The 26,463-nt window shown below is 73.3% G+C and carries 22 protein-coding genes and 2 riboswitches; of the genes, 5 read left to right on the plus strand and 17 right to left on the minus strand.

Translation table 11 applies throughout. The annotated features are described in order from the left end of the window. Nucleotides 1–15: 15 nt before the first annotated feature. Both ABD899_RS10790 and ABD899_RS10795 read right to left on the minus strand, forming a co-directional pair. Entirely contained in the window at nt 16–1,308 is a 1,293-nt protein-coding gene (locus ABD899_RS10790; protein WP_345205646.1) for a hypothetical protein, read from the minus strand. Next, nucleotides 1,305–1,829: a SigE family RNA polymerase sigma factor gene (locus tag ABD899_RS10795; protein ID WP_345205648.1), complete on the minus strand. Its 525-nt coding sequence runs from the start codon at nt 1,827–1,829 to the stop codon at nt 1,305–1,307. The genes ABD899_RS10790 and ABD899_RS10795 overlap by 4 nt, the downstream gene beginning before the upstream one ends. Nucleotides 1,830–2,160: 331 nt before the next feature. Between ABD899_RS10795 and ABD899_RS10800 the strand changes: the two genes are divergently transcribed. Further along, entirely contained in the window at nt 2,161–3,360 is a 1,200-nt protein-coding gene (locus ABD899_RS10800; RefSeq protein ID WP_345205650.1) for a hypothetical protein, read from the plus strand. A gap of 649 nt (nt 3,361–4,009) precedes the next feature. On the opposite strand, the gene ABD899_RS10805 is transcribed toward ABD899_RS10800, so the two are convergent. The 6 genes from ABD899_RS10805 to ABD899_RS10830 all read right to left on the minus strand — a co-directional run bounded on the left by ABD899_RS10805 (nt 4,010) and on the right by ABD899_RS10830 (nt 10,585). Further along, complete coding sequence (locus ABD899_RS10805) at nt 4,010–5,800, minus strand: RNA polymerase sigma factor (RefSeq protein WP_345205652.1); 1,791 nt, start codon at nt 5,798–5,800, stop codon at nt 4,010–4,012. Between the two features lie 202 nt (nt 5,801–6,002). Beyond that, entirely contained in the window at nt 6,003–6,398 is a 396-nt protein-coding gene (locus ABD899_RS10810) for a universal stress protein (protein ID WP_345205655.1), read from the minus strand. A 60-nt stretch (nt 6,399–6,458) separates the two neighbouring features. Further along, nucleotides 6,459–7,589, minus strand: coding sequence for a homoserine O-acetyltransferase MetX (metX, locus tag ABD899_RS10815; protein WP_345205657.1), 1,131 nt, complete (start codon nt 7,587–7,589; stop codon nt 6,459–6,461). Nucleotides 7,590–7,605: 16 nt separating this feature from the next. After that, a riboswitch (SAM riboswitch) is annotated at nt 7,606–7,717 on the minus strand. A gap of 66 nt (nt 7,718–7,783) precedes the next feature. Further along, a complete protein-coding gene (locus ABD899_RS10820) occupies nt 7,784–8,977 on the minus strand; it encodes a DUF4192 domain-containing protein (RefSeq protein ID WP_345205659.1) in 1,194 nt (397 codons plus the stop codon). Nucleotides 8,978–9,101: 124 nt separating this feature from the next. Then, the gene (locus ABD899_RS10825; protein WP_345205660.1) at nt 9,102–9,599 is read right to left on the minus strand and encodes a YkvA family protein; all 498 of its coding nucleotides are present in this window, start codon (nt 9,597–9,599) and stop codon (nt 9,102–9,104) included. Nucleotides 9,600–9,760: 161 nt separating this feature from the next. Further along, complete coding sequence (locus ABD899_RS10830) at nt 9,761–10,585, minus strand: EcsC family protein (protein ID WP_345205662.1); 825 nt, start codon at nt 10,583–10,585, stop codon at nt 9,761–9,763. Between the two features lie 115 nt (nt 10,586–10,700). On the opposite strand from ABD899_RS10830, the gene ABD899_RS10835 reads away from it, so the two are divergent. Continuing rightward, nucleotides 10,701–12,401 (plus strand): DNA polymerase, encoded by a 1,701-nt coding sequence (locus ABD899_RS10835; RefSeq protein ID WP_345205664.1) that lies wholly within the window; start codon nt 10,701–10,703, stop codon nt 12,399–12,401. A gap of 136 nt (nt 12,402–12,537) precedes the next feature. Here ABD899_RS10835 and ABD899_RS10840 read toward each other — a convergent pair whose 3' ends face one another. The 6 genes from ABD899_RS10840 to ABD899_RS10865 form a co-directional block, all read right to left on the minus strand. Next, nucleotides 12,538–12,891: a hypothetical protein gene (locus ABD899_RS10840; protein WP_345205665.1), complete on the minus strand. Its 354-nt coding sequence runs from the start codon at nt 12,889–12,891 to the stop codon at nt 12,538–12,540. A gap of 120 nt (nt 12,892–13,011) precedes the next feature. Beyond that, a complete protein-coding gene (locus tag ABD899_RS10845) occupies nt 13,012–13,932 on the minus strand; it encodes a proteasome assembly chaperone family protein (RefSeq protein WP_345205667.1) in 921 nt (306 codons plus the stop codon). 197 nt (nt 13,933–14,129) lie between these two features. Continuing rightward, on the minus strand, nt 14,130–17,972 hold the full coding sequence (gene hrpA, locus ABD899_RS10850) for an ATP-dependent RNA helicase HrpA (RefSeq protein ID WP_345205669.1): 3,843 nt from the start codon (nt 17,970–17,972) through the stop codon (nt 14,130–14,132). Between the two features lie 94 nt (nt 17,973–18,066). After that, nucleotides 18,067–19,284, minus strand: coding sequence for a hypothetical protein (locus ABD899_RS10855; protein ID WP_345205671.1), 1,218 nt, complete (start codon nt 19,282–19,284; stop codon nt 18,067–18,069). Continuing rightward, nucleotides 19,281–19,568, minus strand: coding sequence for a hypothetical protein (locus tag ABD899_RS10860; RefSeq protein WP_345205672.1), 288 nt, complete (start codon nt 19,566–19,568; stop codon nt 19,281–19,283). The genes ABD899_RS10855 and ABD899_RS10860 overlap by 4 nt, the downstream gene beginning before the upstream one ends. 172 nt (nt 19,569–19,740) lie before the next feature. Then, complete coding sequence (locus ABD899_RS10865) at nt 19,741–21,129, minus strand: bifunctional o-acetylhomoserine/o-acetylserine sulfhydrylase (RefSeq protein WP_345205675.1); 1,389 nt, start codon at nt 21,127–21,129, stop codon at nt 19,741–19,743. Between the two features lie 81 nt (nt 21,130–21,210). Continuing rightward, nucleotides 21,211–21,324: riboswitch (SAM riboswitch) on the minus strand. Nucleotides 21,325–21,513: 189 nt separating this feature from the next. Between ABD899_RS10865 and mgrA the strand changes: the two genes are divergently transcribed. Beyond that, entirely contained in the window at nt 21,514–22,560 is a 1,047-nt protein-coding gene (gene mgrA / locus ABD899_RS10870; protein WP_345205678.1) for an L-glyceraldehyde 3-phosphate reductase, read from the plus strand. Nucleotides 22,561–22,572: 12 nt separating this feature from the next. After that, nucleotides 22,573–23,037 carry a nitroreductase family deazaflavin-dependent oxidoreductase gene (locus tag ABD899_RS10875; RefSeq protein WP_345205680.1) on the plus strand — a complete coding sequence of 155 codons (465 nt, stop codon included), beginning with the start codon at nt 22,573–22,575 and terminating at the stop codon, nt 23,035–23,037. A gap of 96 nt (nt 23,038–23,133) precedes the next feature. Here the strand turns inward: ABD899_RS10875 and ABD899_RS10880 are convergent, their stop codons facing one another. Further along, the gene (locus ABD899_RS10880; RefSeq protein ID WP_345205682.1) at nt 23,134–23,637 is read right to left on the minus strand and encodes a hypothetical protein; all 504 of its coding nucleotides are present in this window, start codon (nt 23,635–23,637) and stop codon (nt 23,134–23,136) included. Continuing rightward, nucleotides 23,630–23,992, minus strand: coding sequence for a hypothetical protein (locus ABD899_RS10885; RefSeq protein ID WP_345205683.1), 363 nt, complete (start codon nt 23,990–23,992; stop codon nt 23,630–23,632). Before ABD899_RS10885 ends, ABD899_RS10880 begins: the two co-directional genes overlap by 8 nt. Before the next feature lie 68 nt (nt 23,993–24,060). Here ABD899_RS10885 and ABD899_RS10890 point away from each other — a divergent pair, with 68 nt between their 5' ends. Continuing rightward, nucleotides 24,061–25,089, plus strand: a complete 1,029-nt coding sequence (locus tag ABD899_RS10890) for an alpha/beta fold hydrolase (RefSeq protein ID WP_345205685.1) — start codon at nt 24,061–24,063, stop codon at nt 25,087–25,089. An 85-nt stretch (nt 25,090–25,174) separates the two neighbouring features. Here the strand turns inward: ABD899_RS10890 and rocD are convergent, their stop codons facing one another. Beyond that, a complete protein-coding gene (gene rocD / locus ABD899_RS10895) occupies nt 25,175–26,419 on the minus strand; it encodes an ornithine--oxo-acid transaminase (protein ID WP_345205687.1) in 1,245 nt (414 codons plus the stop codon). Between the last annotated feature and the right edge of the window lie 44 nt (nt 26,420–26,463).

Raw genomic sequence — 26,463 nt, forward strand, 5'->3', positions numbered from 1 at the left:
CGACTGGCCGTGGGGCTACTCCGCAGCCGGGGCGCGGGCGAAGGCCCAGTCCGCATCCCAGTGGGGGACGTACTGGGCTCCTTCGTTGCTGTTGCGGCCGAGGTCGAACACCCGCTCGCAGGCCCCGTTGCTGGTCGAGCAGCGCACAAGGTAGCTGTGGTTGGCGACGGGGGCGTCCAGAAGCACGGTCTGGTTCGTCTCCCACCACACCATCCACGTCCCGCGGTCGGTGGCGGCGTCCCACAGCCGCATCGAGGGGATGCCCTGGGGGAGCTGCAAGGTGACGATGTCGCCGGGCTGGCCCGACTGTGCTGGGCGCACCCTCAGCTGAGTGGCGCAGCAGCCGGCTGGGGAGTCTCCCGGGGCGGCTTCGGTGAAGACCTCCCGGGTGCCGTCCGGGGAGACGAACGCGTCCTCGAGACCTTTGAACGCGTCGAACTGGTTGAGCGTCTTGGTGGGGTCGTAGGTCAGCTCGGTCGGTGCGACGGTGTCGGCGCGTACGTCCCAGCGGGCGACCGGGGACTCGCTCGCTTGGTCCAGCACGTGGCCATTCCCTGCAGCGTCGATACCGAGCAGGTTGATGCGACACACGGAGCCCTCCAGCCACATGTTCCCCGGCACGGTTCGGGAAGCCAGAGGCGCGTTCGTCTCGGTGTCCCAGGTGACGAACTGCGTGATCTCAGCGGTGGGGTGGGCCTCCCAGAACGCGACCCGGCCGTCGACGCTCAGCTGTGGGCTGTAGCCCTCCGGGACGGGAAGGGGCGTGAGCTGGTCGCCACGCACCAACATCCACTGCGGTGACGCTCCGCCCTCCTCGAACCTGGTTTCGCCTGCAACCAGGACGGTCTCACCGGCGGCCTCGAGCGTCACGGAGGCGTAAGGCGCCGGGACCTGTACTCCGCGCACGTGCAGCACGCCGTCGTGCCAGTACGGGGACAGCGGCGGCTCCCCGACCGGAAGGTCGTCCATCCACGCCTGCAGTCCGGGCCCGGCCGGGAAGCCAGGTTCCTGCGGCCGCTCCCCGTCGATCCCCTTGTCCACGCAGCGGGAGGGATCCCTCAGGTCGGCTCGGAAAAGCTCACCGGTTGGCTCCGGTGCCACTGGCGGTGCCGTGGTGTCACGGCTGGCAGTGAGCAGAGGGATGCCCGCCAGGGCGAGAGCGAAGATCCCGGCGGCTGCGGTGGCGGCGACGGTGCGCCGCCGGTTGGCGTGGGCCAGGGAGCGGATGCCGTCGAGGGTGACCTCTGGTGGGTCGACCTGCTCGGCCAGGTGGCGGAGGGTCTGGGACAGCTGCTGATCCAGGTTCATGGCGTTGCCTCCCGAGCTGGTGCCGGCGCGGCGCCCGGCTCGGCGAGCAGAACGGCCAGCCGCCGCGCGGCGGCGTGGGCGTGGCTCTTGACGGTGCCCGGCGCCATGTCCAGGGCGGCGGCGATCTCGGCCTCGCTGAGGTCCTCGTAGTGCTTCAACACCACCACCGCGCGTTGCCTGGGGGGCAGGGCCAGCACGGCCGCCCAGACCCGCTCGTGTTCGCCGACGTTCTCGAGCCGGCCGTCCCACGTGCGGTCGTCGCGCACGAGCACAGGCGACTCGTGCGAGGAGCGGCGGCGCCACCACGACGTGGCTTGGTTGACCAGGATCTTGCGGGTGTAAGCGACCGGGTGGTCCATCGCCTCGACCAGGGCCCAGCGCTGGTAGACCCGCACCAGCGAGTCCTGGAGAAGGTCCTCGGCGCGCTGGTAGTCACCGGTGATCAGGTAGGCGGTGCGGAACAAGGTGGCGCTGTGCTCGGCGACGAACGCGGAGAACGCCTCCTCGTCGCTGCGTCGCATCTCGCCTCCTTCGTCGCAGGCGGGCCCAAGAAGGTCGCCTACCCACTGAACGCCACGACGGAGGACCCTGGTTCAGTCGACGGGCAGCCCAGTTGCCAGAGGTGGGAATCGGATCCACGCCAGGCGCCCCCGGGCGAGTGGTCTCATGTCCGCCACTTGGGCGAGAGTGGGACTTGCGAGACTGACTGACGAGGACCTCACTCCCTCAGGCGTGACCAAGCCCGTCCCATGGGCTTCCCAGCCGGACTGAACCACAGCGCACTCTCAATGCGTCCTTCATGTAGAGGGCCTGGCACCGGTGGTGTGGCCTAGGGCATTATCAGGAGGCTCGATGCTGGAGCAGCTGGTCTCGCCCGGCCGGGTGAGGCGCCGGGCGGTTGTGGTCGCCGGCCTGACCGCCGCCGCCGTGCTGGTCCTGGTACTAGCGGGGCTCTCGTTCGAGTGGGCGGGCCGCAGTGGTCGTGCCCTGGAGCCGGTGCCGGCCAACTCGATCCCGACCCCGACCCCGACCCCGGCGGCGAGCATGGCGTTCCCCTCCGAGTTGCACCAGTGGATCGACGCCCTCCCGGCAGGCGCGCCGCCGGCCACGCCGTACTGGCACGACGGGGTCCTGTACATCAACGGTGAGCAGATCCCCGCCCCGTTCGTCGCGGTGGACCTCAGGGTCAGCGGCGATACGGTCCTGGTGGGCGGCGACCAGAGCGAACCCCAGGATGGGGACGCGCCAACGGCGTGGGCGCTCGTTCGGGGCGACCGGCTTCAACCGCTCCCGGTGCCGGATGGTGCTCACCCGCCGGGCTTGAGCGTGGACGGCCGCATCGCCTATTGGGTGAATCACCAAGAGAACCCGGATCGGGTGGAGTTCTTCACCTGGGACACCGAGGCGAACACGGCGCTGGCCACGTATACCCTCCAGCGCAACAAGGAGAACTGGGACGGGCGCGAGCTGTTGGGGATCGACGCCGCCGGGAACGGTTACTGGAAGGCCTCCCTGGCTGACCCCTATCTCACCCGTTGGGATATCCGCGCCGGCACCCTCCATCCGACTGAGCTGGCCTACGACATGATGGAAGGGCCGGAGACGTTCGACTTGGTCATGCCGTGGATGCACCCGGGCGAGCAATACCGCTCCCCCGACGGCACCAAAGAGATGTTCACCGCCTCCATCCCGTCGGACTCGCCGTCTGACTGCTGCATCCACCAGCTGCGGGTGCGACCGGTCGGGCCGGACGAGTCGCTCGACCCACAGGACGTCATCACACTGCCGCCCTCCGAGCCCGAACTCGCAGAGCGCTACTTCTTGGGTGAAGGGGAGGAGGGGTACTGGACGTGGTGGGAATCCGACGAGTCGGTGCTGATCACCGTCGATGCCGACCTCTACACCTACCTGCTGCGCTGCTCGGCCACCGGCGCAGCCTGCGAGCGCGTCGCCGACCTCGGGAGTAGCGACATCGCTTCCAAGGACTCGTACCCGTCCTTCTACGACTGGATGCGCAACTGGGCATTCGCCCGCGCCCCGGTATCGAGGTAGAGCGGCGCGCAACGGACACCGACCGTGCAGCGGGCGCGAACCTGCCGCGAGGTCGAGTGGCAGGCCGATGCGCGCCCGGGCATGAGACTGGAACTACCTCAATGCCGGCATGAGCGGGAGGAACACCTTGACCTCAGGGAATTTGCTTCGACGAGGTGGACGGCGGAGCAGTCGATAGTGGGTTCGCCGCTGCCTTCCGCCGGGCACGAGTCATGCGCCCCGTCAGCAGTCGACGCTGACAGCCAGGCGGCAATGGTCGTTAGGTCGCCGCCTCCAGTACTCGTTGCCGTCTTCTCCGTAGTCGCACAAGATGTTGAAGTCGCCCGCCACCAGCATCGGTTTGCCTCGCGGGGACGCACCGAACCGGCTCGATGAGACCCCGTCCGGCCAGGGGTGGTCCGGGCCGGCCGGGGGTAGCGCGGCACCAAGGCACGGGACTGTGTGAGCGGGGTCAGCGGCGTCCTCCCACCAACGATCTGGCCAACAACCACGAAGTGGAAGGGGGTGCTCGAGGGGCTGGTGACGCCGCGAGCTCGCGGCTTGACCATGCGCCGTTGAGGCAGGTAGCGCTGTGCACCGCGCAAACGGCCCCTATCAACCGCGGAAAGCAGTGCTGACCTGCAACGACGGCGCAGACGGGCCGTGCCCGTCAGTCCAGGTAGTCGCGCAACGCCTGGCTCCGGCTCGGGTGGCGCAGCTTGCTCATCGTCTTCGACTCGATCTGGCGGATCCGCTCGCGGGTCACGCCGTAGACCTTGCCGATCTCATCGAGGGTCTTCGGCTGGCCGTCGGTGAGCCCGAAACGCATCGAGACGACGCCGGCCTCGCGCTCGGACAGGGTGTCGAGCACCGAGTGCAGCTGCTCCTGCAGGAGCGTGAAGCTGACCGCGTCGGCGGGCACGACGGCCTCGGAGTCCTCGATGAGGTCGCCGAACTCGCTGTCGCCGTCCTCGCCGAGCGGGGTGTGCAGCGAGATGGGCTCGCGACCGTACTTCTGGACCTCGACGACCTTCTCGGGGGTCATGTCGAGCTCCTTGGCGAGCTCCTCCGGGGTGGGCTCGCGCCCGAGGTCCTGCAGCATCTGGCGCTGGACGCGGGCGAGCTTGTTGATGACCTCGACCATGTGCACCGGGATGCGGATCGTGCGCGCCTGGTCGGCCATGGCCCGGGTGATCGCCTGGCGGATCCACCACGTCGCGTACGTCGAGAACTTGTAGCCCTTGGTGTAGTCGAACTTCTCGACGGCCCTGATGAGGCCGAGGTTGCCCTCCTGGATGAGGTCGAGGAAGAGCATGCCGCGACCAGTGTAGCGCTTGGCGAGCGAGACGACGAGGCGCAGGTTGGCTTCGAGCAGGTGGTTCTTCGCCTTCTTGCCGTCCTGGGCGATCCACCACAGCTCGCGTTTGAGCTTCATCTCGATCTTCTCGCCGGAGTTCAGCTTCTCCTCGGCGAACAGGCCGGCCTCGATGCGCTTGGCGAGCTCGACCTCCTGCTCGGCGTTGAGGAGGGCCACCTTGCCGATCTGCTTGAGGTAGTCCTTGACCGGGTCGGCGGTGGCGCCGGCCGTGACGACCTGCTGGACCGGGGCGTCGTCCTCGTCGTCGTCGCGCAGCACGAAGCCGCCCGACTCGCTCTCACCCTCCGTGGTCGCGACCGCGCCCTCGGCGCCCTCGAGCTCCTCGTCGTCCTCGACGACGACGTCCTCGAGGTCCTCGACGGGGGCCGGAGCCGCGGCGGCGGCCTTGGCCGCGGCCCGGCGGCTCGCCGACGTGCGGGGCGCCGGGGTCTCGGCACCGTCGACTGACGCCGCGACGGAGGCGGCCTGTCGGGTCGTCGCGGCCTTGGCGGTGCGGGTCGAGCCGGTGGCCGGCGCGTCGTCGGCGACCGCGGTGGATGCCGTCCGCGTCGCCCTCGTCCCCGCGGCCTTCGCCCTGGGTGCGGCCTTCGCCGTCGCCTTCGTCGCCGGGGAGGCCGTCTTCGCGGTGGACTTCGTCGCCCCCGCCTCGGACGTCGTCGCGGGGGCCGTCTTGGCCGCGGACTTCGTCGTCGAGGCCGTCGTCCTGGCCGCGGGCTTCGCGGCCGTGCTCTTGGAGGCAGCCTTCGCGGGCGCGGCGGTGGCCTTCGTCGCCGTCGCCTTCGCGGGCTTGGACGTCGTGGCACTGGCGGCCCGGCTCGTCGCCGACGCCTTCTTCGTCGTGCGTGTCGTGGCGGCGGCGACGCGGGTCGGGCCGGCCTCCATGGCGACGTGGATGCCCTGCTCGCCGAGGGCACGCAGGACGACGCGGCCCCGCTTGGGCCTCACGTCGGCCGCGCGCATGGCCTCCGCGACCTGCTCCCCCGTCACCGACCCGTTCGCCGTCCCGGTGCGGACGAGGGACTGCAGGGCTTGGTGGGAGAACTCAGGGGGAAGCGCGCTCGGCTCCGAGGAACTGGTGGACACAGGCGACACCGACTACCTTTCGTCGCGGATGGCCGGGCTCCGGTGCGCGCGAGGCAGGCTCCGGGTGCGGCGGGGAGGGTCCTGGGCGACACCGTGTCGTCCGGCCGGTCGTGCTGGGGCCGGTGTCGCGACCAGGTGCGCTCAGCCATTATAAAACGGCGGGCCGGAATCCGGCACATCACCCGGACGGGTGGGTCGTCGCTCAGCCCTTGACGGCCAGGACCGCGCAGGGCGCGTCGAGCAGGATGCGCTGGGCGTTGGACCCGAGGATGAGCTTGCCGACCGGGGTTCTGCGGCGCAGGCCGATGACGATGAGGTCGGCATCGGTCTCGTTGGCGACGGCGATGAGGTCCTCGGCGGGTTCGTTGCCCCGAACGAGCTGGCGGACCTCGAGCTCGAGCCCGTCCCCGGTCAGCTCGTCGGTGACCCGCTGCAGCTCGGCCTCGGCGGCCTGGCTCGACTCGTCGTCGTAGTCACGACCACCCCGGTTGGAGTTGATGACGACGAGGCGCGACCGGCGCGTCCTCGCTTCCTCCACCGCTCGGGTGAGGGCGGCCCGCCCCTCCTTGGTGGGAACGAACCCGACGACGATGGTCACGATCTCCTCCTGGGGCGACTGACGGTGTCTCCGAGGGCGACGTTACCGCAGACGCACCACTCAGCCCGCGCGCAGGGCGTCCGTGATCACCGTGCCGACCTGACCGGTCTCGACGAGGAAGCCGTCGTGACCGTGGCGCGACTCGATGACGGACAGCCTCGTGCCCTCGCGGGCCGCGGCGATCTCGCGGGACAGGCGCAGCGGGTAGAGCCGGTCGGTCGTCACACCGGCCACGTGGAGCTCGCCACGGTAGGACGCCAGCGCACCGGCGACGCCGCCTCGTCCGCGGCCGATGTCGTGGCTGTTCATGGCCTCGGTGAGGACCACGTAGCTGTTCGGGTCGAAGCGCCGCGACAGCTTGGTCGCATGGTGGTCGAGGTAGCTCTCGACGTCGTAGCGACCGCCGCCCCCGAGCGGGTCCTCGCCGTCGCGCGGCTCGCGTCCGAAACGCGAGGCGAGCTCGGCCTCGTGGCGGTACGTCGTGTGGGCGATGCGTCGCGCGATCCCCATTCCCGTGACGGGCCACTCCGGCGAGCCGTAGTAGTCGCCCGCCCGGTAGGCCGGGTCGGTGCGGATCGCCAGGAGCTGCGGCAGGCACCACGCGACCTGGTCGGCGGTCGCATAGGCCGTCGACGCGAGGACGAGGGTGCGTTCGACACGGTGCGGATGACCGGTGGCCCACTCGAGGGCGCGCATGCCACCCATCGAGCCGCCGAGGACTCCGTGCCACCGCTCGATGCCGAGCGCGTCGGTGAGGGCCACCTCGGCCGCGACCTGGTCACGGATCGTGATGAAGGGGAACCGGCCACCCCACGGCCGACCGGAGGGGTCGAGGGATGCCGGGCCGGTCGTGCCCTGGCAGCCGCCGAGCACGTTGCTGGCCACGACGAACAGGTGGTCCGTGTCGAGGGGGGCGCCCGGCCCGATGAGCCCCGGCCACCAGCCGGGCGAGGCGTGGCCCGGACCCGCCTCACCGACGACGTGGCTGTCACCGGTGAGCGCGTGCTCGACGAGGACCGCGTTGTCGCGGGACGGCGACAGGGTGCCCCACGTCTCGTAGGCGACGACGACGTCGGGGAGGACCCCGCCGCGCTCGAGGTGCAGGTCGCCGATCGCCGCGAACCGTCGGTCACCCTCAGGGTCCCCGGGGCGCCAGACCGCCGCGGTGGACCGCGTGGGGGTGGCCGTCATGACAGGTGCTCCTCGGACATCGCGCTTGCCGCACCGGGGTGGGTGCAACCGGGTCATCACCCGGGGCACCCCACCGCGAGGAGGGTTGCCGCCCAGCAAACCGGGGTTTGGCACTGGGACTCATGACCGGCATCCATGGTAACCACGCGCGCGTCCCGGGCGTTCCCCGTCCCGAGGGCCGGTCAACCGCTTGCTCACCCCGCCCAGCCGAGCGCACCGGGTTCTCGCGGGGGTCGGGACCGGACGGGCAGGCGCACCCCGCCCTCGATGAGCTGCTCGAGCAGGACGGCCAGCCGGTAGTCGGGCCGCAGGCGCAGGGCCCGCTCGACCGCTGCCCGGGCCAGGGCCCCGTCGCCCTGCGCCCAGGCCACGTGGGCGGCCACGGTGCACACCGCGGCGGCCTCGTCCGGGCACTCGTCGGGCACCGAACGGCACACCGCGAGCAGGCGTTGGCCGAGGTCCGCGTGCATCACGGCGAGGACGGCCCGTCGCGTGGCGTCACCGTCGGTGGAGCCGGCGACCTCGGCGGCCCCCGGGGGAGCGTGGAAGCCCATCCCGCCCCACGCCGGCAGGGAGGAGCGCAGCAGCTGGACGACGTCGGCATCGAGCCGTTCGACCGGCAGGACGCCGGGGGCCAGCCAGGCGATGAGACCGTCGCGCCACGCGACGTCGTGCAGGCCGAGGGCGAGGTCGGCGACGACGACGGGGTCGGCACGTGGCCCCACCGCGTCGGTGCGGGCGCGCAACGCGCCGGGACCACTGGCCCCTGCTCGGCGCCACTCCCCCGAAGGGTCGCGAAGGACGACGCGCCACGCCGCCACCGCACGGCGGCGGCGGCGACGGGCCGACACCTCCGATCGAGCCAGAACGGCGTCGGCGACACCGGCACACGACGGCAGGTCGGGCTCGACGACGCGGTCGACGGCCGCACGCGACGGCAGCGGCGAGCGCCCCATCGCGACGAGCTCGGCGATCCCGGGGACGTCGGCGGGCTCGGGCAGGGGCACGCCCTCGGGCGGGCAGCACGGGTCGGAGCAGATGGCCGAGTAGCGCCGGCCGTCGCGGACGACGGCCACGTCGAGGACCTCGACGCCGGCGCGCTCGAGCTGCTCGACGAGGGCCGTGCCGAGCGGCAGGCTCGCGTCGGGGACGTCCTCGAACCCGACGACGAGAACCGAGGTCGCGCCGTCGCGGACCACCGGGCCGACGAGCGTGGCGGCGACCGCCTCGGCGTGCTCGTCGGGCGGGAGGTCGGCGCGGGCGACGAGCCCGACCCGGCGTCCCCGCATCGAGACGGCCACGACGCTGTCGTGGGGCTGGTAGCCGAGCTGGTACGGAAGGACCGCGACGACGTCGCCGGGTCCGCGGAGCGTGATGTCTGCTGTCATGCGGACACGCTCCCGGGTACCCGGCCCCTACGGAACGACGACCCGGGAGCTGTGGATCGACGACGCCGCCCCGGTCACCTGTGGACGACCGGGGCGGCAGCGGCGCGGCGTGGTGCCGCGCCGGTCAGCCGACGACGTTCCCGCGCACCGTCTGCGCGCTCGCGGGCGACGTGCCGTTGGGCGTGGGCGTCGGTCCGTGGCCGCTCGGGGGGGTGGACGACGCACCGTTGGCCGACGACGCCCCGAAGGCCGAGGACGCGCCGGGCGGCGTGGTGGCCGGGCCGGTGGGCCGGACCCCGGCACGCTCCCACTCGAGGAACGCCTCGGTCTCCTCGACGAACCGGGTCGCGAGCCAGCCCATGACGACGGCGTCGTCGGCGAGGCCGACGAGCCCCAGGACGTCGGGGAGGAGGTCGATCGGCGAGACGATGTAGCCCGTCGCGGCCAGCATCAGCGCGAGCCGGCCCTTCGTGATGCCGGGGTACGCGCCGCTCAATGTCGCGCGCACGAGCCGGGGCATGGCCCCAGCGCGCTCACCGAGCGTCGGGCCACCCGGTCGGGCCGCGAGACGCACCGCCTTCACGACGGCGGCGACCGCCGCGAACTTCTTCACCGATGCCATGCGTCCTCCTGTGGCGAGAGTTGGCCGCTCGTGGGCCATTGTGCTCAACGAACGACGGGTGTCGGGCGATTCCCGTTCCACGCGCGGCCCGGACCACATTCCGCCGGCCCAGCCGGCCGGCCGGCGGCCCACCGACCACGGTTGCCCACGAGGGCAGGCCGTCAGGCGGTCGTGGATGCAGCGTCCGCCTCGATGGCCGTCGCGCCGGCGCGTGCCACCGGTGGGAACTGCCGCTTGGCGTTCGCGGCGAAGCGTCGGAGCATGTATGCGTCCAGCCCAGCACCGATGGCCCCGCCGATGAACGGCACGAGCCGGCCCAGGCGGGCGAAGGTGTGCGTGCCGACCTGGGCGAGCAGGCGGAAGCCGATGCCCTTCTGGACGACCATGAGCGCCGGGCCGGGCAGCCGCTGCACGGCGAGGTTGGACAGGGTCCCACCCGGGACGGCGACGTTGGCCTTGCGCAGCAGGTCGTCGGCGTCGGCGCCGACGAGGGTGAGCAGGACAGCGGTGCGGATGTGCTCGGACGAGAGGTCGTACCCGCGCACGCGGGCCACCGACGCCGTCATCCGCGTCGCGAGGAGGTAGAAGCCGAGCAGGTTGACGGGCAGGGCCACGGGCATGGTGAAGAAGCCGCCGAGGCTCGTGACGAAGCCCGCCGCCCCGCCCTTGACGACGTGGCTGCGCACGAGGGCGTCGACCGCCGCCTCGGCGTCGCCGTGGGTGCGCAGCGCCTCGTCGGCGACGTGGTCCGCGGAGTCGAACCAGCCCTTGCCGTCGAGCCCGAGGTCCAGGATGTTCTGGACGAGCCGGGTCGACTCGCGCCCGAGGACGCCTTCGTCGGCCGTGCCGTCCTGGGCCTGCTCGAGCGCTGTCTTCACGTCCTTGACCGCCGCGCTCGTGCGCCCCCCACCGATGCCGGGAAATCCCACGTCGTCCTCCTCGAGCCATGCCGGAGGGGCCCGTGCGGCCGCTCCGTCGGCCGTCATCCTGCCACGCCACGGGGGTGTCCTCGGCCCGCGCCGCACGCCGAGCCACGACGGCGCCCGCGGCGCAGGATGCCGGCGCGCGGCGCTGTCGCACCCCGCACCTAGGCTCGTGCGCATGATCCCCGGTGAGGTCGCGGCGCTGGCCGTGGGGCCGCCCGGAGGGGCCCTACGGCACGCGGCGCTCGTGCACGACGGGGGCTGCCTCACCGCCCCCCTCGCGGAGGTCGTCGCGGCGGCACGGGCGCTCGAGGCGGAGCGCTCACCGCGGTGGGTGTGGTGGTCCGCGGATGCCGGCGCGGGCCCGCTCGTCGACGACGGCGTGGCCGTGGCCCGCGCCTGGGACGTCGCCGAGGCCCACCGCCTCCTCCACGGCGGCTGGAGCGCGACCGCCGGGCAGTGCTGGGCGGCCGCGCACGGCATCCCGGTGGAGGAGGTCCCGGACCCACCCAGTGAGGACCTCTTCGAGTTCGCGGCCGACCGCGGCTCGGCCGACCCCGACGCCCTCCTCGACGGCGCCGGACACGTGCGGGGCGACCACGCCCGGTGGCTCGGCGACCCCGCGCACCTCGAGGCGTGGGCCCGGGCCGCGCTCGAGACCGCCCACCTCCAGCACGACACGGCATCCGCGACGTCGGTGCGCCTCGTCGGCACCGTGCACTCGGAGTCCGCCGCGGCCGTGCTGTGCCTCGAGCTGCGCCGTGACGGCCTGCCCCTCGACCGCGCCCGCACCGAGCAGCTCGTCGCGGACGCCGCCGGTCCGCGCCCGGCCACCGAGGCCGACGAGGCGGCATCCCGCCGTGCCCGCGACGCGACGGTGCTGCGGCACGTGCCGGGTCGCGAGGGCACCGACCTGCGCAACCCCGCCCAGGTGCGCGAGCTCCTCCTCGCCGTGGGCGTGGACGTCCCCAACACGCGCAAGTGGGTCCTTGAGCCCTACCGGCGGGTGCACCCCGTCGTCGACGCGCTCCTCGCCTGGCGGCGAGACGAGCGCATCGCGACGACCTACGGCTACCGGTGGCTCGACGCGAACGTCGGCCCCGACGACCGGCTCCGCGGGCGCTGGACCGCGTGCGACGGCGCGGCCGGGCGGATGACGGCCGAGAACGGCCTGCACAACCTGCCCGCCTCCCTGCGCCCGGGCGTCGCGGCCCATCCGGGCCACGTCCTCGTGCGGGCCGACCTCGGGCAGATCGAGCCGCGGGTGCTCGCCGTCGTGTCGGGCGACGCCGCGTTCGCGTCGGCCACCCGCGCCGACGACCTCTACGCGCCGGTGGCGCAGCGCCTGGGCGTCGAGCGGCCGGTCGCGAAGGTCGCCGTGCTCGCGGCGATGTACGGCCAGCGCAGCGGTGCGGCCGGCGAGGCCCTCGCGGGCCTCGAACGGGCCTACCCGGTGGCGATGGCCCTGCTCGACCGTGCCTACGACGCCGGGCGACGGGGCGAGCCGCTGCGCACGTACGGGGGCCGTCTCGTCCCGACCGGCCGGTTCCTCGCCGGCAGCCCGGTCGGCACCGACCCCGCGCTCGACGCGGCCCGGGGGCGCTTCGCGCGCAACGCGATCATCCAGGGCGCCGCAGCCGAGCTCTTCAAGGCGTGGGCCGCGACCGTGCGGGCGACGACCCGCGACCTCGGGGCACAGGTCGTGCTGTGCCTGCACGACGAGCTCCTCGTGCACACCCCCGAGGAGCACGCGGCCGAGGTCGCGTCCGGGGTCGACCGGGCGCTGCAGGATGCCGCGCGGCGCTGGGCCGGCGGTGCACCGGTGCAGTTCGTCTCGGACACGTCGGTCATCGCCCGCTGGTCCGACGCCAAGGACTGACCCCCGGAGCAGACGGGCACCGCGCCGCTCAGTGGGCTGCTGCCGCCGCTCCGTGGCTGCTGCCACCCCGCTCAGTGGGCTGCTGCCAGCCGATCGGCCGGCGGCTGCCAGCCGGTGAGCGGGCTGCTGCCGCCGCTCAGTGGGCGGCGGCGCGCAGGGCGGCCCGGGCCCGGTGCCTGGCCGGCCGGGTGACCAGCCAGACGACCGCCACGATCCCGACGACCGTCATGATCCGGTTCGGGTCGACCGCGGGGCGCCAGGTGACCTCCTGGCCCCGGATGAGGAACGCCCCGGCAGGGCGCCCGCTCATGCCGAACCCGCCTCCCTCACCCTCGCCGCCGGTCTGGTCCTGTCCCGACCCACCACCTCCGCCGCCCATGACGAAGGCAGCGGGGATGACGGTGAGCCCGTTCTTCTCGTAGGGCTCGCCGTAGACGCGACCGACGGTGACGGCGTCCTTGACCTTCATGAGCAGCTCGTCGACCTTCATGACCCTCCTCGGATGGCCCGGGGCTCGGCCACGGTGGCCGCCCCGGCCTCCTCCCAGTGTGGGCCTGCCCGGCATCGGCGGGAAGGGCCGGTTGAGGGGGGCATCCCCCTCTCAGCCCCGTCAGGGCCGCTCGTCGTCGTCCGAGACCGTGCGCAGGAAGTTCTCGAAGTCGGCACCGAGCTCGTCGGCCGACGGGATCTGCGAGGCTTCCGTCGCGAGCAGGCTCGGCCGCTGGCGCCCCTCGACGAAGGCGTCGTACTGCTGCTCGAGCGCCGCGACGACCGCCCGCGCCTCGTCGTTCGTCTCGACCTCGGCGGCGATCGCCCGCTGGTTGGTGCGCGCGCGGGTGACGAGGTCGTCGTTGGGCAGGTTGAGGCCCGTGACGTCGACCACGGCGTTGAGCGCGGCGAGCGCGCCCTCGGCCCACTCGGACCCGGCGAGGTAGTGCGGCACGTGCACGGCGAAGCCGACCGCCCGGTGCCCTGCCTCGCCGAGGCGCAGCTCGAGGAGCGCACCGATCGACCCCGGCACCTGGACCCGCCCGAAGGGGGAGGTGGCGTCGCCGATGAGTGTGGGGTCGGTCGCGTGCGCCGTCATCCCGACGGGCCGGCTGTGCGGCACCGCCATCGGGATGCCGTGCGCGTGGACGACGAGGCTGATGCCGAGCCGCACGACGAGCTCGCGAACCGCCTCGATGACCCGCTCCCACTGGTAGTCGGGCTCGGGGCCGGTGAGGACGTAGTAGGTCTGTCCGTCACGGTCGGTGAGCCGGTGCAGGAGCATCGTCGGGTCCTCGTACTCGACCCACCGGTTGGTGTCGAACACCATCGCGGGGCGGCGCCCCCGGTAGTCGAGGAGCTGGTCGACGTCGAACGACGCGACGACCTCAGGGTCGCCGGTCTCGAGGAGGTGAGCGGCGAGCACGGACTGGACCTGCCCGGCGTCGACGAAGGCGCCGAGGGCGACGACGAGCACACCGGGCCGTGGCACGGTGAGGTCGGCATCGGTCTCGAAGCGGTAGAGCGCGGAGGGGTTGAGCACGTCAGGCCTTTCGCGGGTGGAGCTCGTCCCTGTCCTCAACGTCCGGGGGCCCCCACCGGATTCCCCCCGGCGCCGCCTCCCGCGGCGGTTGAGGGGGATGCCGTGGCGTGGCCAGGTGGAGGCCGTGGCGTGGCCAGGTGGAGGCCGTGGCGTGGTCCGGTGAAGGCCGTGGCGTGGTCGCGCTGAGTCCGTGGCGGTCAGGTGGAGGCCGAGGCGACGGCGGCGATGGCCGCCCGCACCCGCTTCTCGGAGACCGGGCCAGCCGTGCCGAGCGACTGCGCGAAGAGGCTGACCCGCAGCTCCTCGACCATCCAGCCGATGTCGGTGACGTCCGCCGCGGCGCGCCGCACCGGTGGCAGGGTCTCGAGGAGGTCGGCGTAGGCGGTCTCGACCGCGTCGACCTGCTCCTGGAGCACCGGTTCGCGCGGGTTGGTGGCTGCCCGCTCCAGCCGGTGCTGGGCCGCCCGCAGGTAGCGCTGGACGTCGCGCAGCCTGGCCAGGCCGGTCGCCGCGACGAAGCCGGGGCGCACGAGGCTGTCGAGCTGGGCCCTCACGTCGGCCCGGGTCGCGGCCGTGCGGGCCGAGGCGGCCCCTCGGTCGAGCGACTCGAGCGTCCGGCGCACCTGCGCGGCGAGGGCGAGCACCGGTTCGACCGCTTCGACGACGACGAGCACCCGGGCGGCGGCGTGCGTCCGCACGGCGGCGAGCGCCGCGGCGTACGCGTCCTCGGTGCGCACCTCCCCGGGGACGTGCTCGGCGACGATGTCGTCGACGGCGGCGTCGAGGCAGTCCTGCAGCAGCGCGGGCACCGACCCGTGCGGGTTGTCCGCGAGCGCGAGCTTCTGGGCGTTCGACAGGCGCGCGAGGACCCGCTTCCATGGAGCGCTCGTGCCGAGGATGAGCAGCCGGCGCACCCCGCGCCGGTGGGCGGCCCGGGCGGCGGCCCGGTCCGGGAGCACCCGCAGGGCCAAGGTGCCGCCCTCGTCGACGAGCGCCGGGTACCCGACGACGACCTGACCGCCGGACCGCCCCTCGAAGGTCTCCGGCACGGTCCCGACGGTCCAGGTCGTGAGGCCCTCGCGCTCGAGGGAGGCCCCGGCCCGGGCCATGCCGGCACGCACCGCGCCCCCGGCCCGGTCCCTGAGCGCGTCGAGGTCCTTGCCCCGGGCGACGACCCGGCCACCGGGCCCCTCGACGCTGAAGGTGATCCGCAGGTGGTCGGGCACCCGCTCGACGTCCCACTCCTGCGCCGGGATCCGGATGCCGGTCCGGTGCCAGAGCACCCGGGCCAGCTCGCCGGTCAGGGGCCCGCGGGTGGGATCGGCCTCGGCGAGGGCGGCCGCGGCGTGGTCGGGCGTGGGCACGAAGTGGCGACGGGTGGCCTTGGGCAGGGACTTGAGTAGGGCGACGGCCAGGTCGTCGCGCAGCCCGGGCACCTGCCAGTCGAAGCCCTCGGCCGTGACCCGGTTGAGCACGGCGACGGGGACGTGGACCGTGACGCCGTCGGCGGCCTCGCCCGGGGCGAACTGGTAGGTGACGTCGAGCTCGAGGTCGCCCTGCCGCCAGGTGCGGGGGTAGTCACTCGCCGAGACCTCCTCCCCGGCGGCGGAGGTGAGCAGCTCCTCGGTGAGCGTGAGCAGGTCCGGCCGACGGCGCCGCTCGCCGCGCCACCACCGGTCGAAGTGCCGCTCACTGACGACATCGGGCGGGATGCGCGCGTCGTAGAACGCGTGGACGACCTCGTCGTCGACCACGATGTCCCGGCGCCGGGCCCGCTCCTCGAGCTCGGCGACCCGTTCGAGGGTGCGCAGGTTGTGGGCCCAGAAGTCGTGGTGGGGCTCCCAGTCCCCCTCGACGAGCGCCGACCGGATGAAGATGTCGCGCGCCGCCTCGGGGTCGATCCGCGCGTACTGGATGGTGCGGTCGGTGACGAGCGGGACCCCGTAGAGCGTGACCCGCTCGGTCGCGACCGCCGCCCCGGCCCGGCGGCTCCACCGCGGCTCGCTCACGGTCCGCGCGACGACGTGGGCGCCGGCATCCTCGGCCCACTCCGGCTCGATCCGGGCGTTGACCCGGGCCCAGAGCCGGGTCGTCTCGACGAGCTCGGCCGCCATCACGAAGTCGGGCTGGCGCCGGAACAGGCCGGACCCCGGGCTGATGCCGAAGCGCGCGCCCCGTGCCCCGACGTACTCGCGCCTGGCCTGGTCGCGGGCCCCGATGTGCGACAGCAGGCCGGAGAGCAGGGCCCGGTGCACGGTGTCCCAGGCCGGTTCGGCGTCGGGGGCCGACGTCGCGACGTCGGGGTCGATGCGGGCGGACCGGCAGGCAGCGCGGAGCTGGGAGTGCAGGTCCTGCCATTCGCGGATCCGCAGGTAGTGGAGGTACTCGTTCTTGCACATGCGTCGGAACGCGCTGTGCGACAACGCCTTCTGCTGGTCCTTGAGGTACCGCCACAGCGTGTGCAGGCTCGCGAAGTCGGAGCGCTCGTCCTTGAAGCGCGCATGCGCCTGGTCGGCCTGGGCCTCCTTGTCGACGGGGCGCTCGCGTGGGTCCTGGATCGACAGCGCCGCGACGATGACGAGCACCTCGCGCGTGCACCCGAGCCGGCCGGCCTCGATGACCATCCGCCCCAACCGGGGGTCGAGCGGCAGCCGGGCGAGGGTGCGGCCGGATGCCGTGAGCCGGCGTCCGCGCCCCCGGTACCGACCGCGTCGGTCGTCACCCGTGGAGAACGCCCCGAGCTCCTCGAGCAGGCGGACGCCGTCCGCGACCTGGCGCGCGTCGGGCGGGTCGACGAAGGGGAAGCGCGCGACGTCGCCGAGGCCGAGGGAGGTCATCTGGAGGATGACCGCGGCGAGCGAGGTCCGCTGGATCTCCGGCTCGGTGAACTCCGGCCGAGCCTGGAGGTCCTCCTCGGAGTAGAGCCGGATGCACACCCCGGGGGCGACCCGGCCGCAGCGGCCGGCCCGCTGGGCGGCGCTGGCCCGGCTCACCGGCTCGATGGGCAGGCGCTGGACCTTGGTGCGCTGGCTGTAGCGCGAGATCCGGGCGGTGCCGGTGTCGACGACGTAGCCGATGCCGGGCACGGTGAGGGAGGTCTCCGCGACGTTCGTCGCGAGGATGATCCGGCGCCCTCGCCCACGGTGGAAGACCCGGTGCTGCTCGGCGGCCGACAGCCGCGCGAAGAGCGGCAGCACCTCGGTGTCGGGGAGGCGGAGCGCGGTGAGGGCCTCGGCGGCATCCCGGATCTCGCGCTCCCCGGAGAAGAAGACGAGGATGTCGGTCGCCTCGGGGCTCGGTGGGTCCTCGGTCCACAGCTCCTCGACGGCCTCGACGACGCCGGTCACCTGGTCCCGCTCCGCGACGACGTGGCGGCCCTCGGGGTGCAGCTCGACGAGGGGGCGGTAGCGCACCTCGACGGGGTAGGTGCGGCCGGACACCTCGATGACCGGCACCTCGCGGACGACCTCGCCGTGCTCGTCGGTCGCGAAGTGCGTCGCGAACCGGACCGGGTCGATCGTGGCCGAGGTGACGAGCACCTTGAGGTCGGGCCGCCGCGGGAGCAGCTGCTTGAGGTAGCCGAGGATGAAGTCGATGTTGAGGCTGCGCTCGTGCGCCTCGTCGATGATGATCGTGTCGTAGCGGCGCAGGTCGCGGTCGCGCTGCATCTCGGCGAGCAGGATGCCGTCGGTCATGACCTTGACCCGCGTCGCGTCGCTGCTGTGGTCGGTGAAGCGCACCTGGTAGCCGACGAGGTCACCGAGCTCGACCTCCATCTCCTCGGCGATGCGCTCGGCGACCGAGCGGGCGGCGATCCGGCGCGGCTGGGTGTGCCCGACCTGGCCGCTCGTCCCGAGCCCGAGCTCGAGGCACATCTTGGGCAGCTGGGTCGTCTTGCCCGAGCCGGTCTCCCCCGCGACGACGACGACCTGGTGGTCGCGGATCGCGGCGAGGATGTCGTCGCGGCGCTCGACGACCGGCAGGTGCTCGGGGTACCTCAGCCGGGCGGGGTCGACCGCGTCGACGGGCTGGGCACGCATGGCGCCAAGGATAGGTCGGCCCGAGCGGTCGCCTCGGGTGGCGGCCCGCCCGCCGCGATGAGGGACCGTGCCGTCGGGACCTCTGCGTCAGCGGTCAGGGGCGGGTCGCGCCAGGCCGCGCGTCGCGAGCGTCACGGGCCTTGGACGCGCCCGTGGCCGTCACCTCGAGGGTGGCCCCGGCGACGTACATCCGCTGTGCCTGCGGCCCGTTCGCGGTGGCGAGGCGCCAGTCGTCGAGGAAGGCACGGTCGGCCTGGCTGCGTGCCGCCGTGCGGGCCCGGGCCGCCGAGGTCCCGGCCGCGCGCCGCACCCGCTGCGCCGCCTCGGCCGGGGTGAGGCGCCACAGCGGCTCGCGCGCCGCCCGGGGCGTCGGCCCGCCGGTGAGGGCGCTCGGGGTCCCTCGCGCCGGAGGCACGTCGAAGCGGGCGCGGACCTCGTCGCGCCGGGCGCGGACCTCCCGTGCGGTCCCGATCGCGAGGCGCTGCGCTGCCGTGAGCCGCCGGGTCACGGTCGCGCCGGTCGCGGTGCGCCGCGCCCCGGCGGTGGCACCCGACCGCAGGACGCCACCGAGGACCCCGGTCGCGGCGAGTCCCGCGCCCGCGGAGAGGTCCGACCAGGAGCCCTCGCCATAGGCGACGAGCAGCGTGGTGTCGGCTGCCACCGCCGCCGCATCGGCCACGGCGGCGACCGGACGCAGCTCGGGCACGGCCACGCCCACCGCGCCGAGGGTCGCGACGTCGTGGGCCGCGCGGCTCGCCCCGGCGACGACGCGGTACGCGAGGGAGTCGGCGACATCGTCGACCGCGAGCGCCCGCAGCGCGAGGGCGCACCGGCGGTCAGCCTCCCGGAAGCCCTCGGCCGCCGCGGCGTGCCGAGCGCGGGCGGCGGCCTGCTGCTCGACCTGCTCGCGCTGGAGGTGGCGCACGACGAGGACGTCCGGCGAGTCCTCCGACGAGCCCGCGCACACGAGCGCGTACGCGCGGTCCTCGAGCGCCGCGTACGCGTGCTGCGCGTCGTCGTCGTCGCGCACCGCCGTCGAGACGACGGCCTGGGCCTGCTCCATGGCCGCGGCGAGCGCACGCAGCGGGGATGCCGCGCCGCCGAGGCGCGCGGACACGGCATCCAGCACCGGGGGCAGCTCGCGCAGCCGGGCCCCGAAGGCCTCGCCGGCCGGACCGTCCCACGTGGCACCGTCGCGCAACCGGCCGAGCACGGCAGCGAGCGCCGAGAGCCTTCCGCCGGTCGTCGCGAGCCGGTCGGCGAGGAGCCGGACGGCCCCGGGGTCACCCGGGAGCGGGGGAAGTCGGGTCACCACGACCCACCGCCGAGCGACCGGGACACCCCGGCGTCGGTGTCGACGTAGAGCGCCCCCGCACCGACGGCGGCCTCGCCGAGGTCGCACAGCGCCGACCCCAGCGCCAGCCGGACCCGCCGCCACCCGCCGAGCAGCTCCTCGACCGCGGGCCCCGTGTCGCCGGGGCCGAGGGCCCAGCGATCCGCCGCCGGGTCGCCCATGAGCAGGAGGTCGGCACCCGTCTCCGCGAGGGCAACCCCCAGCTCGGCCACCTCCGTGGCGTCGACCCGGACCGTCGTCATGCCTCCCACGCTAGAAGCACCCGCCGACCGCCTCGCCGAGTTGTCCACAGGCCATGGTCACCGGCGAGCCCGCGACACCCTGAGCGCCCGGCATCCGGTCTCGTCCGTGCCGACGAGGCGGTCCCGGGGGCGCGAGGACGTCGGTCCCCGCACCCCCGGGACAACCGCGGCCTCAGCCGACCGTGGCCCCGGCCAGGTCGGCCGGCTGCTCGGCCCCGAGGTCGCCGCCGGCGGCTGCCGGGCCATCCTGCGCTGCGGCGAAGCCCGCGTCGAGGTCGGCGAGGATGTCCTGGATCGACTCGAGGCCGACCGCGAGCCGCACGAGGCCCGGCGTGACACCGGCCGCGAACCGGTCCTCGTCGCCGCCCTGGCTGTGCGTCGTGGATGCCGGGTGGATGGCGAGCGAGCGCACGTCGCCGATGTTCGCGACGTGGCTGTGCAGGCTGAGGCCCTCGACGAAGCGCTGACCCGCCTCGAGCCCGCCCGCGATCTCGAACGCGAGCACCGCGCCGGCGCCCTTCGGGGCGTACCGGTCGGCGAGCGCCTTGCTCGGGCTCGAGTCGAGGGAGGCCCAGCGCACCGACTCGACCTGCGGGTGCGCCTCGAGGTACTCCGCGACCTTCCGGGCGTTCTCGACGTGCCGCTCGACGCGCAGGCTGAGCGTCTCGACGCCCTGGGCGATGAGGAACGCGTTGAACGGCGAGATGGCCGCGCCGATGTCGCGCAGCAGCTGCACGCGTGCCTTGAGGATGTACGCGAGGTTGGCGCCGAGGGCGCCGCCGACGCCGAGGTCACGGGCGAAGACGAGCCCGTGGTAGCTCTCCTCCGGGGTGTTGTAGTTGGGGAACCGCTCGGGGTCGCGACCGAAGTCGAAGGTGCCGCCGTCGACGATGACGCCGGCGATCGACGTGCCGTGCCCCCCGAGGTACTTCGTCGCCGAGTGGATGACGACGTCGGCGCCGTGCTCGAGCGGGCGGATGAGGTAGGGCGTCGCGATCGTGTTGTCGACGACGAGCGGCACCCCGACCTCGTGGGCCACGCCCGCGACCCCGGCGATGTCGAGCACGATGGCCTTGGGGTTGGCGATCGTCTCGGCGAAGAACGCCTTGGTGTTCGGCCGCACGGCGGCGCGCCACTCGTCGAGGTCGTCCTGGTCCTCGACGAAGGTGACGTCGACGCCGAGCTTGCGGAAGGTGTACTTGAGCAGGTTGACGGTGCCGCCGTAGAGCGCGGCGCTCGAGACGACGTGGTCTCCGGCCTCGGCGACGTTCAGCAGCCCGATCGTCGTCGCGGCCTGCCCCGACGCGACGAGGAGCGCGCCGACGCCGCCCTCGAGGGCCGCGATCCGCTGCTCCACGGCATCCTGGGTGGGGTTCATGATCCGGGTGTAGATGTTCCCGAACTCCCTGAGCGCGAACAGGTTCGCCGCGTGGGCGGTGTCGTTGAAGACGTAGGACGTCGTCTGGTAGATGGGTAGGGCCCGGGCGCCGGTGGCGCTGTCGGGCACCTGGCCGGCGTGGATCTGGGCGGTCTCGAAGCCCCACTGCGAGGGGTCGGTCATGGCAGGTCTCCCTGGGTCGGGTGCGCCGGGGCGACCGCCCGGCGCACGACGTACGTGGCACTGCGGGACCACCGTGAGCAGGGCCCGCGCTTGCGCGCGGCGGGTGCCGCACGCCAGGTCCTCACCCGGGGCACCCCACCGCGGTTGGAGGGTTGCCGGCCAGCGAGCCGGGGCTTGGCGCTGGCGCTCATGACCTGAGCCGAATATACGTCCCCGGCGGATGCCGGTCACCCCGGCTCCCCGTTCGTCTCACCTCCCGGTCCCCCCACCTGCCGACTCCGTGCGACTTGTGTGCGGTTCTGACAGCTCATCCACCGGAGAACCGCGGGCAACTCGCACGAGGTCGGAGGGTGGGGGCCGGACGGGGCGGGGCAGGATGGGGGCATGACCTTCCACGCTGACGAGTACCAGGCCGCCCCCGCACGCTACGAGGCCGGGATGCCGTACCGCCGGGTCGGGCGCTCGGGTCTGGACCTGCCCGCCGTCTCCCTGGGCCTGTGGCACAACTTCGGCGACGACGTCCCCCTCGAGCGCCAGCAGGCGACGCTGCGCCGGGCGTTCGACCGCGGGGTGACCCACTTCGACCTCGCGAACAACTACGGCCCGCCCTACGGCTCGGCCGAGCGCAACTTCGGCACGATCTTCGCTCGGGACTTCCGCCCCTACCGCGACGAGCTCGTCATCAGCTCCAAGGCGGGGTACGACATGTGGCCGGGGCCCTACGGTCAGGGTGGCGGGTCGCGCAAGTACGTCGTCGCCTCGTGCGACCAGTCCCTCCAGCGGATGGGCCTGGACTACGTCGACATCTTCTACAGCCACCGGTTCGACGAGACGACCCCGCTCGAGGAGACGATGGGTGCGCTCGACTCGCTCGTGCGCGCCGGCAAGGCGCTCTACGTCGGCATCTCGTCGTACTCCGGCGAGCGCACGCGCGAGGCCGTCGAGATCCTGCGCGCGATGGGCACCCCCCTGCTCATCCACCAGCCGTCGTACTCGATGCTCAACCGCTGGGTCGAGGAGGACCTGCTCGACGTGCTCGGGGTCGAGGGCGTCGGGTGCATCGCGTTCTCCCCCCTCGCCCAGGGCATGCTGACGAACAAGTACCTCAAGGGGATCCCCGAGGGGTCGCGTGCCGCGCAGGGGAAGTCGCTCGACCCTGAGCTGCTCACCGACGAGGCGCTGAGGCACGTGCGGGCGCTCGACCGGATGGCGCGGGCCCGCGGCCAGTCGCTCGCGCAGATGGCCCTCGCCTGGGCGCTGCGCGACCCCAGGGTGACGTCGGTGCTCATCGGCGCCTCGTCGGTCGAGCAGCTCGACAACAGCCTCGACGCGGTGGGCCACCTCGAGTTCACCGCCGAGGAGCTCGCGAAGATCGACAAGCACGCGGTCGACGCCGGCATCAACCTGTGGAAGACCTCGAGCGACAAGTGAGTTGACCTCGCCATGAGCGACGACCGCGAGACCACGGAGTACCTCCCGAGCCCGACCGAGTGGGTCCGCCGCCAGGTGGAGACCATCGAGGCGACCGGTGACACCCGCTCGGTGCACATCATGAACCGCCCGGTCGTCATGCTGACGATGCGCGGTGCACGCACCGGCGCGGTGCGCAAGGTGCCGTTGATGCGCGTCGAGCACGACGGCGTCTACGCGGCGGTGGCGAGCAAGGGTGGCGCACCGCAGCACCCCCAGTGGTACGCGAACCTGCGGGCGAACCCGCAGGTCACCGTGCAGGACGGGACGCGGTCGTGGTCGGCGGTCGCCCGCGAGCTGACCGGCGACGAGCGGGCGGCCTGGTGGGAGCGGTGCGTCGCGGCGTACCCGCCCTACGCGCAGTACCAGACCAGGACGGACCGGCTCATCCCGGTGCTGCTCCTCGAGCCGGTCGACCCGGCTCCCATCGAGAGCTGACCTCCGGCCACGACGACCACCTCGCCGTGAGGGCGGACGTGGCGGCTCCGGCAGCCACGGCCGCACTCGTCGCGCGGGGAGCAGCGCGGATGCCGGTCAGCCGGCGGGGGTTCCCGCCGGCGGGTTCGCCGGGTCCCCCGGCCCGGCGCCGAGGCCGTTTCCCGCGGTGGCCGGCGGCACGGCATCCACCTCGAGCTCGGCCGCCGAGCGCTCGACCCGGCGGAACCACCACAGGCCGAGCACGGGGAGCACGAGCGGGACGAAGCCGTACCCCTGCCCGAAGTGCGACCACACGGTCTTGTCGGGGAACGCGTCGGGCACGAGGTAGGACACCGCGCCGACGACGAGGACGCCGACGAGCTCGACGGCGCACGCGACGATGCCCACGCGGACCCAGCGTCCGCCGCGGGCCAGGCACCACGTCGCGAGGAGGTAGACGGCGGCCGCGAGCGCCGACAGCGTGTAGGCGAGCGGCGCGGTGTCGAACCCGGTCGTGATCTGCAGGACGGACCGTCCCGTCGCGGCGAGCGCGAGCACTCCGTAGACGACGACGAGCACGACACCGGGGCCACCGAGGGCCCGACGGGTGGAGTCAGGCATAGGTGTTCCAGATCTGCTGGAGGCGGGCGGCCATGACGGCGACGGCGAACGCGCCGACGGCGAGCGAGCCCATCGCCCAGCGCGACTTCTCCTTGATCGTGAGCAGCGCGGTGCCGACGGGGATGACCGGCAGCGAGACGAGGTAGGCGGCGAACGTCGCCCGCTCCGTGGAGTTCTCGATCTCCCCGAGCCCGATGAGCCCGACGACGAGCTGGACGAGCAGGCCGAGCTCGAGAAGGGCTGCGATGGCGAGCACCTTGTCGTCGATGAGCTTGTCGCGGACGGCGTAGTAGACCGCCGCGACGAACAGCACGGTCGCGAGGCCCACGACGACGTACGTCAGTGGCGCGATCACGACGTCAACCCTAGCCCGGTCGGGCGGGCCGTCGACGAGTGCCCTTGCCGGGGTGCGAGACTGCGCGCATGACCAGTGCACAGCTCGGCGACGTCAGCATCGAGTACGAGGTGGACGGGCCCGACGACGGCGAGCCGATGCTGCTCGTCATGGGGCTGGGCGCCCAGCTCGTCGCCTGGCCGCAGGACGTCGTCGACGGCCTCGCCGACCGCGGCTTCCGGGTGATCCGGATGGACAACCGCGACATCGGCCTGTCGACGAAGACGGAGGGGCCGGCACCGACGCGGGCGGCGCTGTTCAAGGCCTTCGCCCACCGTCGGTACGCCCAGTCCGACTACCTGCTCTCGGACATGGCCGACGACGCCGCAGCCCTGCTCGACCACCTCGGCATCCCCGCCGTGCACGTCGTCGGGGTGTCGATGGGCGGGATGATCGCCCAGCAGCTGACGATCGACCACCCCGAGCGAGTGCTCAGCCTGTGCTCGGTCATGTCGAACACCGGCAACCGCCGGCACGGCACCGTGGGGCCGCGGCTGCTCCCGACGATGGCGATGTCGCTCACGACGCCGCGGCCGACCGACCCGGTCGAGGCCGAGCGGCTGGCCGTCGAGAGCTGGCGGCTCATCGCCGGGCCGCACTTCGACGCCGACGAGATCGGCGTCCTCGCGCGGCGCGCGATCGCCCGCAACGTCAACCCGCTCGGGACGCTCCGCCAGCTGCTCGCCATCCAGGCCAGCCCGGACCGGACGGCCGGGCTGCGGCAGGTCCGGGTGCCGACGCTCGTCATCCACGGCCTGCTCGACCAGCTCGTGCTGCCGAGCGGCGGCATCGCCACCGCCCGCGCGGTCCCGGGGGCACGCCTCGTCATGTTCCCGGACATGGCGCACGACCTGCCCGGCCCGCGGCGTGCCGAGATCGTCGACGAGATCGCCCGCAACGCGGCGCGGGCCCACGACCCGGCATCCGGTGGGACGCCATCCGGTGGCACGGCGCCTGTTGACACGGCATCCGGTGTCGCGGAGCCTGTTGGCACGTCGCCCAGCGGCTCGGGATCCGCACCCTCGGCACGCAGCACATCGGCGCCCACGCAGGCATAGCCGTCTGCGCCGCGACCAACTGCCTGCGCTGTGACCTACCGCCTGCGCTCGCGCGACAGGTCACCCACCTCGACCGGACCCGCCGTCAGGGGCCGGCCAGGGCCTCGGCGACGGCGTCGACGAGCAGCCGGACCTCGTCCTCGGTGACGACGAGCGGTGGGGCGATGCGGATCGTCGATCCGTGCGTGTCCTTGGCGAGCACGCCATGCGCCATGAGCCGCTCCGAGACCACGCGGCCGCTGGGCCCCCCCGGCTCGATGTCGAGACCGGCCCACAGCCCGCGCACCCGGACCTCGGACAGGCCCGTGCCGTCGCCGTGGCCGAGGAGCGGCTGGAGGCATTCGGTGAGCAGGTGTCCCAGGTGCGTGGAGCGGCGCTGGAACTCGCCCTCGGCAAGCATCGTGACGACCTCGTGCCCGATGGCCGCGGCCAGCGGGTTGCCGCCGAACGTCGACCCGTGCGAACCCGGGGTGATCACCTCGAGGATCTCGTGGTTCGTGGCGATCGCGGACACCGGGTACAGGCCACCGCCGAGCGCCTTGCCGAGCACGTAGACGTCCGGCACGACCTCCTCGTGCTCGCAGGCGAAGGTGCGACCTGTGCGGGCGAGCCCGGACTGGATCTCGTCGGCGACCATGAGGGCGCCGGCCTCGTCACAGATGGCGCGCACGTCGCGCAGGTAGCCCTCGGGGGGGATGACGACGCCGCCCTCGCCCTGCACCGGCTCGAGCAGCACGGCGACGGTGAAGTCGTCGACGGCCTCGCGCAGGGCCTGGGAGTCGCCGTAGGTGACCGTGCGGAAACCGGGGGTGTACGGGCCGTAGTCGTCGCGGGCGACCTTGTCGTCGGAGAAGCTGACGATCGTCGTCGTGCGACCGTGGAAGTTGCCCTCCATGACGACGATGTTCGCCTCGTTCTCCGGCACGCCCTTGACCCGGTAGCCCCACCGGCGGCTCACCTTCAGCGCCGTCTCGACGGCCTCGGCGCCGGTGTTCATCGGCAGGATCATGTCCTTGCCGGTGAGGGCCGCGAGCGCCTCGGCGAACGGGCCGAGCTGGTCGTTGTGGAAGGCCCGGCTGGTCAGCGTGAGGCGAGCCAGCTGCTCCTGGGCCCGGGCGAGCAACCGCGGGTGGCCGTGCCCGAAGTTCAGGGCCGAGTAGCCCGAGAGACAGTCGAGGTAGCGGCGCCCCTCGACGTCGGTCACCCAGGCACCCTCGCCGTGCGAGAGCACGACCGGGAGGGGGTGGTAGTTGTGCGCGGCGTACCGCTCGACCTGGGCGATGTGCGCGGCGGTCTGGGCGGTGCTGCCGTGGTTGTGGCTGGACGTCATGTGTCGCCTCCTCGCTGGTGAGCCTAGCGATGAGGGTTGGATGC

The organism is Fodinibacter luteus, from assembly GCF_039541575.1.
GTDB classification, from domain to species: Bacteria; Actinomycetota; Actinomycetes; order Actinomycetales; family Dermatophilaceae; genus Fodinibacter; species Fodinibacter luteus.